16 protein-coding genes are annotated in these 19,716 nt (G+C 40.3%); 8 read left to right on the top strand and 8 right to left on the bottom strand.

Annotated elements, in window-relative coordinates; translation table 11 throughout:
• Positions 1 to 367: 367 nt before the first annotated feature.
• The 8 genes from CU635_RS09370 to dnaA all read right to left on the bottom strand — a co-directional run bounded on the left by CU635_RS09370 (position 368) and on the right by dnaA (position 10,985).
• The gene (locus CU635_RS09370) at positions 368 to 1,474 is read right to left on the bottom strand and encodes an HD-GYP domain-containing protein (RefSeq protein ID WP_101577106.1); all 1,107 of its coding nucleotides are present in this window, start codon (positions 1,472 to 1,474) and stop codon (positions 368 to 370) included.
• A gap of 96 nt (positions 1,475 to 1,570) precedes the next feature.
• Positions 1,571 to 4,093, bottom strand: a complete 2,523-nt coding sequence (gene gyrA / locus CU635_RS09365; RefSeq protein WP_101577105.1) for a DNA gyrase subunit A — start codon at positions 4,091 to 4,093, stop codon at positions 1,571 to 1,573.
• Between the two features lie 402 nt (positions 4,094 to 4,495).
• Positions 4,496 to 6,418, bottom strand: coding sequence for a DNA topoisomerase (ATP-hydrolyzing) subunit B (gene gyrB, locus CU635_RS09360; protein ID WP_101577104.1), 1,923 nt, complete (start codon positions 6,416 to 6,418; stop codon positions 4,496 to 4,498).
• A gap of 97 nt (positions 6,419 to 6,515) precedes the next feature.
• Positions 6,516 to 6,761, bottom strand: a complete 246-nt coding sequence (gene remB / locus CU635_RS09355) for an extracellular matrix regulator RemB (protein WP_101577103.1) — start codon at positions 6,759 to 6,761, stop codon at positions 6,516 to 6,518.
• Between the two features lie 12 nt (positions 6,762 to 6,773).
• Positions 6,774 to 7,892, bottom strand: coding sequence for a DNA replication/repair protein RecF (gene recF / locus CU635_RS09350; protein WP_101577102.1), 1,119 nt, complete (start codon positions 7,890 to 7,892; stop codon positions 6,774 to 6,776).
• Positions 7,893 to 7,910: 18 nt separating this feature from the next.
• Positions 7,911 to 8,126: a S4 domain-containing protein YaaA gene (gene yaaA, locus CU635_RS09345; protein WP_101577101.1), complete on the bottom strand. Its 216-nt coding sequence runs from the start codon at positions 8,124 to 8,126 to the stop codon at positions 7,911 to 7,913.
• A 177-nt stretch (positions 8,127 to 8,303) separates the two neighbouring features.
• Positions 8,304 to 9,440 carry a DNA polymerase III subunit beta gene (gene dnaN, locus CU635_RS09340; protein WP_101577100.1) on the bottom strand — a complete coding sequence of 379 codons (1,137 nt, stop codon included), beginning with the start codon at positions 9,438 to 9,440 and terminating at the stop codon, positions 8,304 to 8,306.
• Positions 9,441 to 9,638: 198 nt separating this feature from the next.
• Positions 9,639 to 10,985 carry a chromosomal replication initiator protein DnaA gene (gene dnaA / locus CU635_RS09335; protein WP_219620146.1) on the bottom strand — a complete coding sequence of 449 codons (1,347 nt, stop codon included), beginning with the start codon at positions 10,983 to 10,985 and terminating at the stop codon, positions 9,639 to 9,641.
• A gap of 620 nt (positions 10,986 to 11,605) precedes the next feature.
• Between dnaA and rpmH the strand changes: the two genes are divergently transcribed.
• The 8 genes from rpmH to noc all read left to right on the top strand — a co-directional run bounded on the left by rpmH (position 11,606) and on the right by noc (position 19,593).
• The gene (gene rpmH / locus CU635_RS09330) at positions 11,606 to 11,740 is read left to right on the top strand and encodes a 50S ribosomal protein L34 (protein WP_066059809.1); all 135 of its coding nucleotides are present in this window, start codon (positions 11,606 to 11,608) and stop codon (positions 11,738 to 11,740) included.
• A gap of 152 nt (positions 11,741 to 11,892) precedes the next feature.
• A complete protein-coding gene (gene rnpA / locus CU635_RS09325; protein ID WP_101577099.1) occupies positions 11,893 to 12,261 on the top strand; it encodes a ribonuclease P protein component in 369 nt (122 codons plus the stop codon).
• Positions 12,262 to 12,560: 299 nt separating this feature from the next.
• The gene (gene spoIIIJ, locus CU635_RS09320; RefSeq protein WP_101577098.1) at positions 12,561 to 13,340 is read left to right on the top strand and encodes a YidC family membrane integrase SpoIIIJ; all 780 of its coding nucleotides are present in this window, start codon (positions 12,561 to 12,563) and stop codon (positions 13,338 to 13,340) included.
• Positions 13,337 to 13,984 (top strand): RNA-binding cell elongation regulator Jag/EloR, encoded by a 648-nt coding sequence (jag, locus tag CU635_RS09315; RefSeq protein WP_101577097.1) that lies wholly within the window; start codon positions 13,337 to 13,339, stop codon positions 13,982 to 13,984. The genes spoIIIJ and jag overlap by 4 nt, the downstream gene beginning before the upstream one ends.
• A gap of 468 nt (positions 13,985 to 14,452) precedes the next feature.
• A complete protein-coding gene (gene mnmE, locus CU635_RS09310; protein WP_101577096.1) occupies positions 14,453 to 15,838 on the top strand; it encodes a tRNA uridine-5-carboxymethylaminomethyl(34) synthesis GTPase MnmE in 1,386 nt (461 codons plus the stop codon).
• A 141-nt stretch (positions 15,839 to 15,979) separates the two neighbouring features.
• Positions 15,980 to 17,869: a tRNA uridine-5-carboxymethylaminomethyl(34) synthesis enzyme MnmG gene (mnmG, locus tag CU635_RS09305; RefSeq protein WP_101577095.1), complete on the top strand. Its 1,890-nt coding sequence runs from the start codon at positions 15,980 to 15,982 to the stop codon at positions 17,867 to 17,869.
• Positions 17,870 to 17,890: 21 nt separating this feature from the next.
• The gene (rsmG, locus tag CU635_RS09300) at positions 17,891 to 18,607 is read left to right on the top strand and encodes a 16S rRNA (guanine(527)-N(7))-methyltransferase RsmG (RefSeq protein ID WP_101577094.1); all 717 of its coding nucleotides are present in this window, start codon (positions 17,891 to 17,893) and stop codon (positions 18,605 to 18,607) included.
• A 116-nt stretch (positions 18,608 to 18,723) separates the two neighbouring features.
• Positions 18,724 to 19,593 (top strand): nucleoid occlusion protein, encoded by an 870-nt coding sequence (gene noc / locus CU635_RS09295; protein ID WP_101577093.1) that lies wholly within the window; start codon positions 18,724 to 18,726, stop codon positions 19,591 to 19,593.
• The last annotated feature ends 123 nt before the right edge of the window (positions 19,594 to 19,716 follow it).

Below are 19,716 nucleotides of genomic sequence, written 5' to 3'. Positions count from 1 at the left end.
CGGCTACGCCATTATCTGGATGAGAAGGGAAATTCTTCTCCTACAAACATTTTACTCATACTCTAAGATAAATTATTTAGCATTAGTTATTATTGCTGACTTGAATGATTATACCAGCCTATTATGTTTGTGGCAAGGGTATTTGTGAACTTTTTATTTTTTACTTGAGTCAATTTCACAATGTAATAAGCTAAACCGAAAAACGAATGAAGTTGTCTGGATATACAGAAGTATGTCGTAGAAAACAAATATACTTCTTAATTTTAAATAACTGTTCGTTTTTCAATTAAGGAATTGCTTTGCTGCCGTTTTGTTGTTCACTTTAGGTTAATAAGTTTCTTACACAAAAAAAATCGGCTAAGTCATATTACTCAGCCGATGTAACGATTTCTTCTATGAAAACCTGCCTGTGCTTGCTTAGGTGGATAATTTCATCCGTTTCCAAAATTCTTATTAATGGCCGGGTTGGTGCTGTCTCTTCGATAAATAAAATTTCTGCCTGCTGGCCATTAGAGAGCTTAATCTTGCTTCCTGTTGAGAAATTCATAAAGCCGGAACTTAATGCTTTCAAAACTTTTAAATCGAACTTTCCAAATTGATCCTCGGAGATCATTTCCAGCACTTTAAACGGCGAAAGCTTTCGCTTATAAAACCGTTCCGATGTCATTGCATGAAAAGTATCGGCCAATCCAATGATTTTTGCGAAAGGATGGATTTTATCTTCTTTTTCTCCGAAAGGATATCCGCTTCCATCCAATCGTTCATGATGTTGGACAATAGCCAGCTTTGTGGCTTCTCTTAAAAGTGGGACATTCTGAACCATTTTATAGCTAAGGTTAGGATGTTCTTTGATATCTTCAAATTCTTCAACAGTTAAAGAAGTTTGTTTATTAATAATTTTCGTGCTGAGTTTTGCCATCCCGCAATCAGCCAAAAAGCCAGCCAAAGCGACTTGAATAATATCCCCTTTATCATAATTCATTCGTTTCGCAATAAATCCAGACAGGATGCCGACTGCGATCGAATGCTGGTAAAGGTATTCATTCTTCATAGAGAAGTGATGAAGATTAAATATATCGGCAATACTTTTCTCGGCAGCATCGAGCAGCGGCAAGAGGATTTCCCGGACTCGTGCTATCTTTATCGGCATTCCTGATTGCCAGGAGATATATTCTTTTTTGTATTCCTGGACTGCATTTAAATATAATTGATTGAGGGATGGACCGTTCTCTTCACTCAATATGTTTGGGCTATGCTGACCTTCCTCATCTTCCACTATCCCAGCTGGGATAAACGGCTTGCCAGTAGCGAGAATTCTTTCGACAACAACATCCTTAATCAAATAGATCTTTAAGATTTCGATCAACTGTTCTGTCAAGATTGTTTTTTTTGCTAACACCGGACGGTTTGTCCTGCTAAAAACATCTGTTGAAAGAATGCAGCCTTCTTTTAATTCTTCTATTTTTACGCGCACCGTTTTCCCACCCCGGATTAAAAATTCTTTTTTTTATTTCTATTTTACTTTATTTTCCCAAAAAAGAGGAACACAAAATGTGTCCCTCCCAATTAATTATTCTGAATCTTTCTCTTCTGACGTTGCAACAACGTCGATATTATCATCTAGAATCTCAGTATCTTCTTCAACAGCAGCTTTTTCTTCTTCCTTTTCAACTTTTGCTACTGTTGCAACAATATCATTTTCATTTCCTTCTAACCGAATAAGCTTGACTCCTTGCGTGTTCCGGCCCATCGTTGAAATGCCGTTTACATCGATACGGATCAGCACACCTGATGTAGTGATCAACATGAGATCTTCTTCACCTGTAACAGCCTTCATTGATACGAGGTTTCCATTTTTCTCTGTTACATTGCATGTTTTTATCCCTTTGCCGCCTCTACCTTGAACACGATACTCTTCAGCAGGAGTTCGCTTTCCGTAACCATTTTTCGTAACGATCAAAATTTGGCTTTTCTCTTCAAGCACTTCCATCCCAACAACTTCATCATCTTTATCGATGTTGATTCCTTTTACTCCTGTTGCGGTTCTGCCCATCGAGCGAACATCTGTTTCAGGGAAACGAATCAACATGCCTTTTTTCGTCCCGATGATGATCTCTTTGCTTCCATCGGTCAAGCGAACGGAAATTAGCTCATCGCCTTCACGAAGATTCAAAGCAATCAAACCGTTATTTCGGATATGGGCAAATGAAGTTAACGGAGAACGTTTCGATATACCTTCTTTTGTTGTGAAAAATAAGAACCAGTCATCGACAAACTCTGCAACCGGGATAATCGCATTTACCCATTCTCCCTTATCGACTCCAAGCAGGTTTATGATTGGAATCCCTTTCGCTGTCCGGCTGAATTCGGGTATTTCATATCCTTTTGCACGATATACTTTACCTTTATTTGTAAAGAACAGCAATGTATCGTGAGTCGATGTCGAAATTAGATGCTCTACAAAATCATCTTCATTCGTTCCCATTCCTTGTATTCCCCGGCCACCCCGTTTTTGCGACCGGTAAGTAGATACAGGAAGGCGCTTTACATAACCATTATGCGTAATTGTTACAACAATATTCTCCTGGGGAATGAGGTCTTCATCTTCAATAAACTCAATTCCGCCTGAAACAATTTCCGTACGGCGTTTATCGTTAAAACGCTCTTTAATTTCCGTTAATTCTTCACGGATAATTTCAAGCACTTTTTCTTCATCGCCGAGAACAGCTTTTAATTCAGCAATAAGCTGAACAAGCCCATTATATTCTTCTTCTATTTTTTCTCTTTCCAAACCGGTTAAACGCTGCAGACGCATATCTAAAATCGCCTGTGCCTGTTTTTCTGATAAATCAAAGCTTTCCATCAGGCCCGTACGAGCTGCTTCTGCCGTTTGCGAGCTCCTGATTAGGTTGATTACTTCATCAAGGTGATCAAGCGCGATCCGCAAGCCCTCTAAAATATGAGCACGCGCCTCTGCTTTACGAAGTTCGAACTCGGTTCTTCTTCGTATAACCACTTTTTGATGGTCTAAGTAATGTGAAAGAGCTTGCTTTAAATTTAATACTTTCGGCTGACCGTCGACAAGGGCCAATAGGTTGATACCAAAGCTCGTTTGCAGGGCAGTTTGCTTGTATAAATTATTAAGCAATACATTTGCATTGGCGTCTCTGCGGACTTCCATGACAATCCGCATTCCATTTCTGTCTGACTCATCACGCAGATCTGTAATGCCATCAATCCTTTTATCGCGGACAAGCTCGGCAATTTTTTCAATTAATCTTGCCTTATTCACCTGGTAAGGAATTTCGTTGACAATTATAACTTCCTTGCCATTTGCTTTTTGTTCAATTTCTACCTTTGCCCGGAGAGTGATTGAGCCTCTCCCTGTTTCATATGCTTTTCGGATACCACTCCGGCCCAATATGAGTCCGGCCGTAGGGAAATCCGGACCCGGAATAAACTCCATCAACTCTTGGATCGTAATATCCTCGTCCTTAGTTAAGGCAAGGACACCGTCAATGATTTCACCTAGCTGGTGAGGGGGAATATTTGTTGCCATTCCAACTGCAATTCCGGAAGTACCATTGATTAATAAGTTCGGGAAACGCGAAGGAAGAACGACCGGTTCTCTTTCTGAACCATCGTAGTTATCTTGATAATCAATTGTGTCTTTATTAATATCCCGCAGCAATTCCATTGAAATCTTAGACATTCTTGCTTCCGTGTAACGCATCGCGGCAGCGGAATCACCATCTACAGACCCAAAGTTACCATGTCCATCTACAAGCATATATCGGTAGTTGAAATCCTGAGCCATCCTGACCATTGCGTCATACACGGATGAGTCACCATGAGGGTGATACTTACCGAGAACGTCTCCGACAATACGGGCTGATTTTTTATACGGTTTATCCGAGTGCATGCCGAGATCGTGCATGGCGTAAAGAATACGGCGATGGACTGGCTTTAATCCGTCACGAACATCAGGAAGGGCACGGGAAACGATAACACTCATTGCGTAATCTAAAAAAGATGTACGCATTTCCTGGCTAATATTTATTTCTTTAATACTGGGATTAGGCGTCTCAGCCATTTGCGGAAGCCTCCTTTTTAAAAGAACCGGGGACATCTTGACTAATAAATATCCCTGAGTTTATATAGATTGAATGTATTTCATAAAACAATTCTGTAATTGAACAACGAACAATTATTTAAAATTAAGATAATATGCTTCGTCCTACAGCATGCTGCTGTATTTAGACAACTTCATTCGTTTTTCGATTTAGCTTATTTACAGTTGTGAAATTTACTCAGATTGCCACAAAAAATCGGTAAAGATTAAAAGCAGGATAGACGATTTGTCCATCTATCCTGGTGATCGTTCTATACTGTTAAAACCATGAAAAGGGGAGTGCCGACCCGTTGTTAGCTGGCATCCCATGAGCTAGCACTGCAAAACGGGTCCCGACAATCTGAACTTCATTTAAACTAAGTCTTAAATATCTAAATTTTTAACATAAACGGCATTTTCTTCAATAAAATTTCGCCGTGGTTCAACTTTATCACCCATGAGTATTTCGAACGTTTCATCAGCTTCAATTGCATCCTCAAGATTCACTTGCAGCAAAGTCCGTACTGAAGGATCCATTGTTGTTTCCCAAAGCTGGTCAGCATTCATTTCTCCAAGACCTTTATAGCGCTGAATACCCGGCTTAGGCTGGCCTGGCATGTTTTCTAAAACTGCATCAAGTTGACGATCATTATAAACATACTCAACTCGCTTGCCCTGCTGAATTTTATAAAGGGGCGGCTGAGCAATATAAATATAGCCAGCTTCAAGAATTTGTCTCATATATCGATAGAAAAACGTCAATAATAAGGTTCTGATATGGGCGCCATCAACATCGGCATCTGTCATAATCACAACTTTATGGTAACGGGCTTTTGAAATATCAAAATCTTCTCCTATTCCGGTCCCGATCGCCGTAATGATTGCTCTCACTTCATTGTTGGAGAGAATCTTATCGAGCCGTGCCTTTTCTACGTTCAAAATCTTTCCACGCAGCGGCAAAATCGCCTGGAAGTGGCGATCCCTCCCTTGTTTTGCTGATCCTCCCGCAGAGTCACCCTCAACAATGTACAGCTCACTAATCGCAGGATCCTTTGACGAACAATCCGCCAATTTACCAGGAAGACTTGAGACTTCCAGAGCACTTTTCCTTCGTGTCAGCTCTCTTGCCTTTTTAGCTGCAAGCCTCGCCCGTGCAGCCATTAAACCTTTTTCAACAATTTTTCGTGCTACCGACGGGTTTTCTAATAAAAAGGACCCGAAATGATCGGCAAATGTTGTATCGGTTACAGCTCGTACTTCTGAATTTCCTAGCTTTGTTTTTGTCTGGCCCTCGAATTGTGGATCGGGATGCTTAACAGAAACAATCGCGGTGATGCCTTCTCTCACATCTTCACCGGAAAGGTTATCATCATTGTCCTTAAATACATTTTGTTTTCTGGCATAGTCATTTATCACTCTTGTTAAGGCCGTTTTGAAGCCGGATTCATGCGTGCCGCCTTCATACGTATGAATATTATTGGCAAATGAATAAATATTGCTCGTATAGCCATCATTATACTGGAGGGAAACTTCAATGGTAATCCCGTCTTTTTCTCCTTCAATGTAGATTGGCTCTTCATGAAGCACTTCTTTTGTTCGGTTTAAATGTTCCACATAAGACTTTATTCCGCCTTCATAAAAATACTCGTTTCTTTTATTTTCAGCGCGTTTGTCTTCAATCGTAATCGTAAGCCCCCTGTTTAAAAAGGCAAGCTCGCGAAGACGGTTTGCAAGCGTGTCATAGTCATATTCAAGCGTTTCGGTAAAAATCTGGGGATCCGGCTTAAAATGAACGGTCGTACCGGTTCGATCAGTTTCGTCAATTACTTTTAACTCGTCGTGTACAGCGCCGCGTTCAAATTTTTGGTAATGAATTTTCCCGTCGCGATGGACAAACACCTCGAGAACGGTAGACAGGGCGTTAACGACAGATGCACCTACACCATGCAGCCCTCCTGAAACCTTATAGCCGCCGCCGCCGAATTTTCCCCCGGCATGAAGAACGGTCATAATTACCTCGACTGCAGGCCTTCCCATTTTTTCATGAATTCCGACTGGAATACCCCGACCGTTATCTACAACAGTAATGCTATTATCTGTTTCGATAGTGACATTAATTTCTGTACAATAACCGGCTAATGCTTCATCAATACTATTATCAACGATTTCCCATACAAGATGGTGAAGCCCCTTTTGACTTGTTGACCCGATGTACATGCCTGGCCGTTTGCGAACGGCTTCAAGACCTTCTAATACTTGTATTTGGTTCTCATCATATGCTTGTTCTTGCACTGCCTTTTGTTCCATAGCCACATCGATCACCTACACTTTCCATTTGCATTCCTACAATTTCACTTATCTATTTATAAAATCAACCCGTTTCAACAAGGGCCAATCTGTTATTTTAAAATTCGTGGACTGATAATTTTTGAGAGCGTTTCTTCAGCGTTCCGGAGGCAAGAGGGGAGTAGTAAATCCTTTCATCCGTTATCACGATTGATTTAAATGGACCTTTGGAAAGATTCATGACATTTTCGCCTTTTTGTTGAAGAAATTCTCCCATACCGGGGGAATTAATGCTCTCTTTATCCAATATTGCGATGATGTCTTTTGTTCTGACAAGAATATCTTCACCGACATGAAGGTACATATTTTTCTCACCTCATTGAACCCGATTTATTACTCCGGCTTCTACTTTGTAGGTGGAAGCTTCTTTTAACGTCTGATGGTCAATTCCTTCAACGCTTGTTGTTGTCACAAAAGTCTGGACTTTTCCTTGAATCGTATTCAACAAATGAGATTGGCGATAATCATCCAATTCCGATAACACATCATCCAACAAAAGAATTGGATATTCACCAATTTCCGAATGAATCAATTCAATTTCCGCCAGTTTGACCGATAAAGCTGTCGTTCTTTGCTGCCCTTGAGAACCGAAAGTTTGGACATCGCGGTCATTAACAAAAAAAAGCAAATCGTCCCGGTGAGGTCCAAACAGTGAAACTCCCCGTTCAATTTCTCTTTTCTTTATTTTAACAAACTTTTCTTCAAAGGCTGTTACCATTTTCGACAAATCCTGTCCTTCTGATACTTCAACCGAGGGCTTATACATAATCTTCAAGGATTCTAAATTTCTTGATATCCCTGCATGAATCGGCTGTGCCCACTCTTCAAGCATTCTCGTATATGCGAATCTCTTATGAATAATCCGGACTGCCATTTCAATAAATTGCTCGGTTAAAATGTCCAGCATCGTTTCATCTGTTTGTTTCCTTGTTTGTAAAAGCTTTAAATAATGATTTCGCTGCTGGAGAATTTTTAAAAATTGTCCAACCTCATGTAAATAAACAGGAGACACCTGGCCGATCTCCATATCAATAAAACGACGCCTTATTTGAGGGCTCCCTTTCACTAAATGGAGATCTTCAGGCGCGAACATGACAACATTCATATTCCCAACGTATTGGCTTAATTTCCGCTGCTCAATATGGTTTACTTTGGCTTTTTTTCCTTTTTTTGAAACGACCAACTGAATCGGCAGGGATCCATGATTTTTTTTTATCCTACCTTCTATTTTAGCATAATCTTCGTCCCAGCGAATAAGTTCTTTATCATTTGACGTCCGATGCGATTTAGCCATCGCTAAAACGTAAATCGATTCCATCACATTTGTCTTTCCTTGGGCATTTTCACCAAGAATCACGTTCACTTTATTTTCAAAGTGAGCCTCCAAGTCTTCATAATTGCGGTAATTCTTTAAAAACAATTGCTCTATATGCATGAACGCTTCATCCTTTAGTTAATGCGTAACGATAAAATCACCGACATTTGGAATATGGATTTCATCCCCATTACGCAATTTCCGGCCTCTCCGCTGGTCTAATTCACCATTCACATATACTGCATGCTCACTTAAAAACCATTTCGCCATTCCGCCGGTTTGGATCACTTCAGCTAACTTTAAAAATTGACTTAACGTAATATAGTCCGTATCAATTTTAATTTGGTTTGCCATCACGTCACTCTTTCGTAATTAGTATCTAATACTTTATTTTACTAAAAAACAGAACAATAGACAAAGAAAAGTAATATTATATCTGTATTTTCATTTTTTACTCAACCATTAATGTCTATTCCGGCCGGAGAAAAAAAGATACCCGAAAGAATAAATCTTTCGGGCCGTTTAATAAAATTAATATGTTCTGACGGGAAGGATCAGCTGCAGAATCGATTCATCGTTGATCGGGCGAATGAAAAATGGCCGCATCGCTCCAGTAAAGCTGACTTTAATTTCTGTTCCTTCCAGAGCTTTAAGAGCATCCATCATGTATTTTGCACTAAAGGAGATTTTCAATTCTTCTCCCTCTATCGTTTGCGTTTGAACTTCTTCAACGACGTTCCCGATTTCAGGCGTGTTGGAAGAAATCTCAACGTAGCTGCTTTCTAAAGTAGAAAATTTGACTACGTTATTTCTGCCATCTCTGGCAAGCAGCGCTGCACGGTCAATTGCTTGCAAAAAATCCTTTGTATTTATCACTACATCTGTTTTGCTTTCATCAGGAATTAACCGGGAAGTATCCGGATAGTTTCCTTCGAGCAATCTCGAAAAAAACAATAGATGTTTTGCTTTAAACAAAACCTGGTTTTCAGTAATGACGATCTCGATCGGTTCGTTATGGTCGTCTAAAATTTTGCTTAACTCGTTCAAGCTTTTCCCTGGAATGACAACATTGTAATTGCCGTTGTTTTCCGCATCAACTTTTGCTTTTCTTAATGCAAGACGATGGCTGTCTGTTGCAATACAGGTAAGTTCATTATTTTCGACTCTCCAGTTTACACCTGTCAACACCGGCCGTGTTTCTGAGGTGGACACTGCGAAAATGGTTTGGCGTATCATTGTTTTTAACAGATCAGTAGGAATTCGCAAAATATTTTCTTCCTCAATTTGTGGAAGGTGTGGATATTCTTCTGCATCTAGTCCATTAAGGTTAAACTCTGACTTTCCGGAGCGAATGATAGTCTGCAAATGGTTTTGCACTTCAATTTCAACTGAAGCAGTTGGCAGCTTCTTGACAATTTCACTGAAGAAGCGGGCTTGAAGAACGATGGCCCCAGTCTGTTTAATCTCAACATTCTCATTTCCCGCTTCCTCATGCGGAATAAATGATTCTATTGAAATATCTGAATCACTGCCTGTTAATGTTACTCCATCCTGTGTTGCCACGATTTTTATTCCTGTTAAAATCGGAATCGTTGTCCTCGATGTGACTGCTTTCATAACGTCCTGGACACTCTGAAGGAGCCGGTCGCGTTGAATGATAAAGCGCATTTTTTTATCCTCCGTTTTTAGCTATTTTCGAGCTCTAAAAAATATATAATTTTTAATTAAAAAACTAGTAGAAGTACTAGTAGGGCCTGTGATTATGTGGATAACTCAATATTATTAAGGAAACACAGTCTATCCACATGTGGACAGACTGTGTGTAAACAAGCAAAAGTTATGCACAATTTCCCGTTTCTGCTGTGGTTAAATTTTCAGCATGTTATTGATTTCTTTAATCTGATTCTGCAATGTAGCATCTGTTTGGACAAGCTTTGAAATTTTTTCATGAGCATGGATAACGGTTGTATGATCTCTTCCGCCAAACTCTTCGCCTATTTTAGGAAGAGAGAAATCGGTCAATTCCCTCGACAAGTACATGGCAATCTGTCTGGGGAATGCGACAGATTTAGTCCTTTTCTTCGCTTTAAAATCTTCAAGCCTTACACTGTAATGTTCACCGACAATCCGCTGTATCTCCTGAATCGTAATTACTTTCGGTTTTGAGCTTGGAATAATATCTTTTAATGCTTCAGCAGCGAGATCCGCATTAATATCTTTGTTAATGAGAGATGAATACGCAACAACCCGGATCAGCGCACCTTCTAGTTCCCGTATATTCGAATCTATTTGATTGGCGATATAAAGCATAACTTCGTTCGGAATATCAAGTCCTTCTGCTTTTGCTTTCTTTCGCAAAATCGCGATCCGCGTTTCGAGATCGGGGGGAGTAATATCTGTAATCAATCCCCATTCGAACCTTGAACGCAGTCTGTCCTCAAGCGTAGGTATTTCCTTTGGCGGCCGGTCACTTGAGATAACAATTTGTTTGCTTTCTTCATGGAGAGTATTAAAAGTATGGAAAAACTCTTCCTGGGTTTGTTCTTTTCCTGCTAAAAATTGAATATCATCAATCAGCAGTACATCAACATTTCGGTATTTATTGCGAAAATCAACAGCTTTATTATCCCGGATCGAGTTGATAAATTCGTTTGTAAATTTTTCAGAAGATAAATAAACGACCTTAGCTGACGGATTATGGTCGATAACATAATGGCCGATTGCATGCATTAAATGCGTTTTCCCAAGTCCCACTCCACCATAGATAAAAAGCGGATTATACGCTTTGGCAGGTGCCTCTGCTACAGCAAGTGAGGCAGCATGTGCAAATCGGTTTCCAGATCCAATTACAAATGTGTCAAATGTATATTTCGGGTTTAGCATATTTTGCGGAAGCTCGGGTGGATCTTCATCTTTAAGCGTTCTTCTCTGGGGAAGAGGCGAGTCTATTTCTGCGTCATTTTGATTTTGCGGAATAATAAACTTAACCCCGAGCTCTTCTCCGGTAATTTCATATAGGATCCCGGAGATCAGTTGGGAATAACGCTCTTCAAGCCAATCACGGGCAAATTCATTTGGAGCGGTTATCGTCAATGTATCCCCTTGCAGGGAATGGGCTTTCGTCGACTTAAGCCATGTATCAAAGCTTGGTTTACTGATTTTTTTTTCAATATTGGCGAGAGCGTTGTTCCAGAGGTCCGCAATATTTTCCAACGAATATCCCTCCTTCTCTTTTGAATTTTGTGAATATGAATGGTTGTACAGACTGTACAATTGCGTAATTCTATAAATATACGAAATTATGGATGTGGAAAAATATATAATAAGGAATAAAAGAGGTTATTCGACAATATCCACTAGCTGTGGACAAAGTTTTACAGACCCGCTTAATAACCTGTCCACATATTATCCACAACCTGTGGATAATACAATTATCAACATTCGCTTATTCAGAGTGAAAACACAAATATAATATCAAATAATCCTAATAGGTGCAATGCTTTTTAAAGCTTTATCCACAAGAGGAACATCCTGTGCAGAAAAATTGTCCACAACGGAAGATAGTGTGAAAAAGCTGTCAGTATGTGCTGTGGATAATAAAAAAGCTGTCGAATTTTATCCACAATGTGGCAGGATGTGGACTAACATGAAAATTTTTATTTTGTGGAAATAATATTCATATGCGTTTTGTTTGTTAAAAAATAACCAGGAAAAAATTCTTCGATAGACAAGGAAAAAAAGATTTGTTTGCCGGGTAGTTGACAATTTTCAGGGAAGGTCTATATAATTAGAAAGACTGTCTTTTACAGCATTCCTCAGGGAGGTGTCATATAATGAAAAGAACTTATCAACCAAATAAACGTAAACATAGCAAAGTTCACGGATTCCGCAGTCGCATGAGCTCAGCAAATGGACGTAAAGTCCTTGCCCGCCGCCGCCGGAAGGGAAGAAAAGTATTATCTGCTTAGGCCACTGAAACGTCAGTGGTCTTTTTTCTCATAAAAGAAAAGCTTTCATTCGATTAGCGCGGGCTGTAGTCTTCGCCGATCGAATGAAGTTTTACTTTAAAGCGCTTTTGCCGTTGCTGTAGTGATCCACTTACGATTGAAGGTGTTTAACCATGAAAAAAGAATTTCGCATTAAAAAAAATAAAGAGTTTCAGGAAGTTTTCCAGAAAGGAAAATCTGTTGCCAATCGGCAATTTATTGTCTATGTGCTGAAAAAACCTGAACAACCTTATTTTCGAATTGGATTATCTGTAAGCAAAAAAATTGGCAACGCGGTGACAAGAAACCGAGTAAAAAGGTATATCCGCCAGTCTTTTCAAGAGTTTCAGGACGAAATACTCGGCAGCAACGATTATGTTATTATTGCACGCAAGCCAACTTCGGAAATGGAACTTTATGAAATTAAGAAAAGCTTAACCCATGTGTTAAAACTTGCGAAGGTATTGAAAAACTCCCGTGCTGGCTATAATGAAAAACGATAAAATTTTTTTCAGTGAATATTTTCCGCCTTTTAAAGGCATTTCCTCTTAAAAGATGATAGAATACATTTGGATTCATAAAAGGGACATGCATAAGGTCCTTGATTACCCAAGTTCCCCATTTGATACGTTTCAAGTTAAGCTTTAGCGCTCAGATTGTCGGAAATTATGTCAATTGCTTGAAAAGGCAAAGATCTTCTTTGTGATCATGGAGCAAGCGGCTTTAAGCTTGTTTCCTTGGTGCTAAAGCTTTTCTTAATATATATTGCTTATCATAATGCGCAGTTAGGAGGAAAAAACGGTTGAAAAAACGAATACTTCTTTTTGCCGGTTTGATTGCGCTTACGGCGCTTTTAACAGGCTGTACGGAATATAACCAACCGATTACATCTGAAAGCACAGGCTTTTGGAATGAATTTATTGTATATCCGCTCTCAATGTTAATTGTCAAAATGGCTGAATTTGCCGGCGGAAGCTATGGGATGTCGATTATCCTCGTTACTTTAATCATACGTTTGGCGATTCTTCCGTTAATGATCAAACAAACAAGAAGTTCAAAAGCGATGCAGGCTTTGCAACCTGAGATGCAAAAGCTGCGTGAAAAATACAGCTCAAAGGATCAAAAAACTCAGCAAAAACTCCAGCAGGAAACAATGGCGTTGTTTCAGGCACATGGAGTTAATCCTCTGGCAGGCTGTTTCCCGTTGGTCATTCAAATGCCGATTTTAATTGGCTTTTATCATGCCATTTCCCGGACAAGGGAGATCGCGGAGCACAATTTCTTATGGTTTGACCTCGGCGCACCAGATCCGTACTACATTTTGCCTTTAGTAGCAGGTGTGACTACATTCATCCAACAAAAAATAATGATGGCGGGTACGGAAGGCCAAAATCCGCAAATGGCGATGATGCTTTGGATCATGCCTGTTATGATCATTGTTTTTGCAATTAACTTTCCGGCAGCTTTATCGCTATATTGGGTAGTTGGTAATATTTTTATGATTGTTCAAACTTATTTTATTAAAGGTCCGGACCTTAAAAAAGTTCCTGCGACCAGTAAAGCGGGAGGAGCGAAAAAGTGAAACAAGTTACTGCTACTGGACGTACAGTCAACGAAGCAGTCGAATCAGCTTTAGCTCAGTTAAATACTTCAAAAGACCGCATAGATATTACGATCATGGATGAAGGAAAAAAAGGAGTCTTCGGATTTTTTTGGTCGCGTCCTGCGATTGTTAAGGCGACAGTAAAAATTGATCCTATTGAAGAGGCAAAAACCTTTTTAATTGATGTGAGCAAAAAGATGGGTGCTGCGATCGAGATCGAAGTGATACGAGAAGGCAAACAAATCCAGTTTATATTATCAGGTGAAAAAATTGCTTTGTTAATTGGAAAAAGAGGCCAGACTCTGAATTCACTACAATATTTAACGCAGCTGGTTATCAATCGCTTTTCGGATCAATATTTAACAGTCCTGCTTGACGCTGAAGACTATCGGACCAGAAGAAATGAAACATTGATTCAATTGGCAGAACGGCTTGCTCAAAAAGCTTTAAGAACCGGCCAAAATGTTGCCTTGGAGCCAATGCCTTCTTATGAACGGAAAGTCATTCACACAGCGTTAGTCAATAACTACCGGATCAGAACTTATTCTGACGGCAACGAACCGCATCGTCATATTGTTATCTCTCCTGTAACTCAAGAAAAACAGAGTGTAACAAAAAGGTAACCATTAAAAACTCCCGGGTCCGGGAGTTTTTTGTGTTTAGGAATTCGATTTCTGGTATTTTTAAGCAGGAATCGATTTATGTCTCGTTTTATTGTTATTCACATGTGGATAAGTTAAAATAAAGGATGGTCCATCTTAATTTGTGGATAACATTTTCGGCTGTAAACATCAGATTTTTGTATTTGAAATAAAGCCTGTCGTATATTAGTTATTTTAAGGAGTAAATTTCACAATGTAATAAGCTAAACCGAAAAACGAATGACGTTGTCTAAATAAACAGGAGTATGCCGTAGGAAGCGAATAATATTATCTTAATGTTAAATGACCGTTCGTTTTTCAGTTAAAGAATTGCTTTATGAAATTTATTCTTAAGAATTGGTTATAAAGGTAAATGATGAGTTGCTTTGGGACAAATAGTGTACCAAACAGTTTTTAATATATAGTTTTATCGAAAAGGGGTGAGGATGTATGGAGTTTGATACAATAGCGGCTATTTCGACCCCGATGGGAGAAGGCGCGATTGCCATTGTTCGGCTCAGCGGTGAGCAGGCGTTCGAGATCACTGATCAATTATTCCGCAGCCCAGGCGGAAAGCGCATTATTGATGCAGCCTCCCATACAATCCATTACGGCCATATTATCGATCCAAAAACGCAAGAAGTTGCAGAGGAAGTAATGGTCACTGTAATGAGAGGTCCTAAAACATTTACAAGAGAAGATGTAATAGAAATTAATTGTCATGGCGGTCTCGTTTCTGTGAATCGGGTTTTGCAGCTTGCCTTAACTAGTGGGGCACGCTTGGCAGAACCGGGGGAATTTACAAAGCGGGCCTTTCTTAATGGACGAATCGATTTGTCACAGGCTGAAGCTGTTATGGATTTAATTCGTGCCAAAACGGACAGGGCAATGAACGTCGCTCTCGGCCAGATGGAGGGGCGGCTTTCGAAGCTGATTAGAAAGCTTCGCCAGGAAATATTGGAGATACTCGCCCATGTGGAAGTTAATATAGATTATCCCGAGTACGACGATGTGGAAGAAATGACCCATGTGATGCTTTTGGATAAGGCACAATATATTCGCGACGAACTACAAAAGCTGCTGCAAACGTCACAACAAGGAAAAATTTTAAGGGAAGGCATCTCAACCGTTATCGTTGGCCGCCCAAATGTCGGGAAGTCTTCGTTGTTGAACAGTCTTGTCCATGAAAATAAAGCAATTGTTACCGATATACCAGGGACAACAAGAGATGTCATTGAGGAATATGTCAATGTCAGGGGTGTGCCGCTGCGGCTGCTCGATACAGCCGGGATTCGGGAGACAGAGGATATTGTCGAGAAGATTGGTGTGGAACGGTCCCGCCAAGTGTTAAAAGAAGCTGATTTAATTCTGCTCGTTGTGAATTTCTCTGATCAACTAACCGCAGAAGATGAAAATATATTCAAAGCAGTTGAAGGCATGGATGTTATTGTGATCATTAATAAAACGGATCTGCCTCAGAAAATCGATATGGACAGGATTAAAGAGCTTGCAAATGATCATAAGGTCGTTACGACATCTTTGCTGGAGGATGAAGGTGTCGACGATTTGGAAGAGGCGATTGCCTCCCTTTTCTTTGCCGGCTCGATTGAAGCGGGGGATATGACATATGTGTCCAACACCCGCCATATTGCTTTGCTCGGCCAATCTCTCCATTCGATTGAAGAAGCGATTGAAGGAGTCGAAATGGGAACTCCAATCGATATCGTCCAAATCGACTTAACAAGAGCATGGGAACAGTTGGGTGAAATTATTGGTGACAGCGTACATGAAAGCTTGATCGATCAATTGTTCTCTCAATTTTGTTTAGGCAAATAAGGTAGAGGCTGGCCCTGGTGGCAGCAACCGTGGTTCGTTTCGTTCAGCGGAAGCAATTAAAAAACAGTTTGTTCCTGTATTTGAGGGCTATAAGCATACGAAAAAAAGTGAATAAAATAAACAAATAAGGAGGCAGCGAAAATGCCATACGAAGCTGGTAAATATGATGTTATCGTAATTGGTGCCGGTCATGCAGGCAGTGAAGCAGGACTTGCTGCCGCACGCATGGGTGCGAAAACCTTAATGATTACGATCAATCTCGATATGGTGGCCTTTATGCCGTGTAACCCATCGGTCGGCGGCCCTGCTAAAGGAATTGTGGTCCGCGAAATTGATGCTCTTGGCGGCGAAATGGGCAAAAATATCGATAAAACTTATGTTCAAATGAGAATGCTGAATACCGGGAAAGGTCCAGCCGTACGGGCTCTCCGTGCCCAGGCTGACAAATTCATGTATCAGCAAGAAATGAAGAAAACAATTGAAAATGAAAAGAATATGACCCTGGTTCAAGGAATGGTTGAGGAACTAATTGTAGAAGATGGAGTTTGTAAGGGGATTATCACAAAAACAGGCGCGATCTACCGTGCTAAAACGGTTGTCATTACAACGGGAACATTTTTACGCGGCGAAATCATCCTTGGCGAATTGAAATATTCAAGTGGTCCGAATAATCAGCAGCCATCGATCAAGCTTTCCGAGCATCTTGAGAAGCTTGGCTTTGATTTAGTCCGGTTTAAAACGGGGACACCTCCGCGGGTAAACAGTCATTCAATTGATTACAGCAAAACGGAAATTCAGCCGGGAGATGATACTCCGCGCGCATTTTCTTATGAGACTACGAAGTATATTACCGATCAGCTTCCATGCTGGCTAACTTATACGAATGAGCACACACACCAGTTGATTGACAATAACTTGCATCGTTCACCGATGTATTCAGGAATGATAAAAGGCACAGGTCCGCGTTATTGCCCTTCCATCGAAGATAAGGTCGTTCGTTTTAACGACAAGCCGCGTCATCAAATATTCCTGGAACCGGAAGGCAGAAACACTCAAGAAGTTTATGTTCAAGGTTTATCAACAAGCTTGCCTGAAGACGTGCAGGCTCAAATCCTGAAGACGATTCCTGGTTTGGAAAATGTGCAAATGATGCGCCCTGGATATGCGATTGAATATGATTCAATTGTACCTACTCAGCTCTGGCCGACATTGGAAACAAAGCTTATCAAAAACTTGTATACAGCAGGCCAAATTAACGGAACTTCAGGTTATGAAGAAGCAGCAGGGCAAGGATTAATGGCCGGTATTAATGCTGCGAGAAATGCGCTCGGGGAAGAAGAAGTTATTTTAAGCCGGTCAGATGCATATATCGGAGTTTTGATTGATGATCTGGTTACAAAAGGAACAAATGAACCATATAGACTGTTAACTTCGAGAGCAGAATACCGCTTGCTGCTCCGCCACGATAACGCTGACCTCCGGTTGACGGAGATCGGATATAAAATTGGCTTAATTACACAAGAACGGTATGAGCAGTTTAACCGCAAGAAAGCGGCAATCGAAGCAGAAAAGAAACGACTCCAGTCGATTATCCTGAAACCTAATGAACAAGTTCAGGAATTAATCCGCTCCCACGGGGGAAGCGAATTAAAAGATGGCATTCGTGCCTCTGACCTGCTAAAGCGCCCTGAAATGACCTATAGCGAGATTGATCAGCTTGCGCCAAGCAATGTCGAGCTTGATTTTGATATAACTGAACAGGTTGAAATTCAAATAAAGTATGAAGGCTATATTGAAAAGTCACTTCAGCAAGTCGATCGCTTAAAGAAAATGGAAAACAAGAAAATCCCCGAAAATATTGACTATGATGCTATAACAGGTTTGGCTACCGAAGCACGGCAGAAATTAAAAGAAGTAAGGCCGTTATCGATTGCTCAAGCCTCTCGGATTTCAGGCGTCAATCCTGCAGATATATCTATTTTGCTTGTCTATATCCAACAAGGACGTATCGCCCGGGTTTCCAATGAATGATAGATATAAGGGGACGCTGACATGAATACAGACCAATTTCAAAAAATGCTGGCTGAGAAAGGGGTTAACCTTTCTCAAGACCAGCTTGACCAATATGAAAAATATTATCAAGTGCTTGTTGAATGGAATGAAAAAATGAATTTGACCGCGATTACAGATAAGCAGGAAGTTTATTTGAAGCATTTTTTTGATTCCATTTCAGCTTCTTTCTACATGGATTTCAACGAACCGCTGAAAATTTGTGATGTAGGAGCAGGCGCGGGATTTCCAAGTATTCCGATAAAAATCGTTTTTCCGCATCTAAATGTAACGATTGTCGATTCATTAAACAAACGGATTACTTTTTTGGAACATCTTGCTGAGATGCTAAATTTGGCAGATGTTCGTTTTATCCATGATCGTGCTGAAACATTCGGACAGAATAGTGAGCATCGTGAAGCCTATGATATTGTAATGGCAAGAGCTGTTGCCAGACTGTCTGTCTTAAGCGAGCTCTGTTTACCACTCGTTAAAGTTGGCGGAACTTTTATTGCGATGAAAGCAGCAAGTGCCAACGATGAGCTCGAAGCTGGTCAAAAAGCGCTTGATATTTTGGGAGGAAAGCTCAAGGAAGTCCATTCCTTTATGCTGCCTGTTGAAGGAAGCGAACGAAATATTCTAATTATCAGCAAAGAAAAGCAGACCCCGAAGAAGTATCCGAGGAAACCAGGGACACCAAACAAAACTCCAATAGAATAGAGTTACTTTTTCCTCGTAATGTGGCATAATTTGTTTAAAGGGAACTATACTAGCAGGAAATTGTCATTTTCATGAAGAATATGTATTAGGGAGTTTCGTAAAGGTGGTGCAGGGTGATGAAGCCTAATTTTTCACGCCTTTTTGGCCTAGGCGAAAAGGGAGAACATATTGACATAGAACAGGCGGACGAACAAGTTGAACGCAATCAAGTCGAGGAGATAAAGAAAGTTCCCATTGACCGGATTGTTCCGAACCGCTTTCAACCCCGAACTGTTTTTGTCGATGAAAAAATCGAAGAGTTAGCAAGAACGATCCATACGCATGGTGTTATTCAACCAATTGTTATAAGGGAATATGAGCAAGGCCAGTTTGAAATCATTGCGGGTGAACGCCGCTGGCGGGCAATGAAAAAGCTTGGCTGGGAGGAAGTTCCCGCCATCATAAAGAATCTAAGCGATAAAGAAACTGCTTCGGTCGCTCTGATTGAAAACTTGCAGCGCGAAGAGCTTTCACCAATTGAAGAAGCTGTAGCATATGGAAAACTTCTGGAATTGCATAATTTAACTCAGGAAGCGCTCGCACAGCGATTAGGAAAAGGACAATCAACAGTTGCGAATAAGCTCCGCCTTCTTAAGCTTCCCCAGGAAGTACAGGATGCTCTTTTAAATAAAATAATTACTGAACGTCATGCACGATCGCTTATTCCGCTTAAGCAGCCTGAAAAACAATTAAAATTACTGTCTGAAATTATAGATAAAAATTTAAACGTGAAACAAACAGAAGAACGCGTCTTAAAGCTGCTTGATATGACAGAAAAAAAACCGCAGCCGAAAAGGAAAGCATTCAGCAAAGATATGCGCATTGCCGTCAACACAATTCGCCAATCTTTATCAATGGTGACCGACAGCGGCATCAATCTTGATGCAAAAGAAGAAGAACACGAAGATTTTTATCAGTTTACGATCATCATACCGAAGAAAAAATAATCGTTATGAACTTTAGTTTTCACCAAAAAAGAGAGGCTCACAAAAGCTTCTCTTTTTTCTTTTACGCGTGCCCAGCAAGCCGTTAATTGCTAGTTGGTGAAAGTCCAACCCGAGTAAGTGTCA

This window comes from Bacillus canaveralius, from assembly GCF_002860125.1.
Lineage (GTDB): Bacteria > Bacillota > Bacilli > Bacillales > Cytobacillaceae > Bacillus_BJ > Bacillus_BJ canaveralius.
Note: the sequence above shows the minus strand (reverse complement) of the source record. Positions and strands in the feature narration are given on the sequence as shown.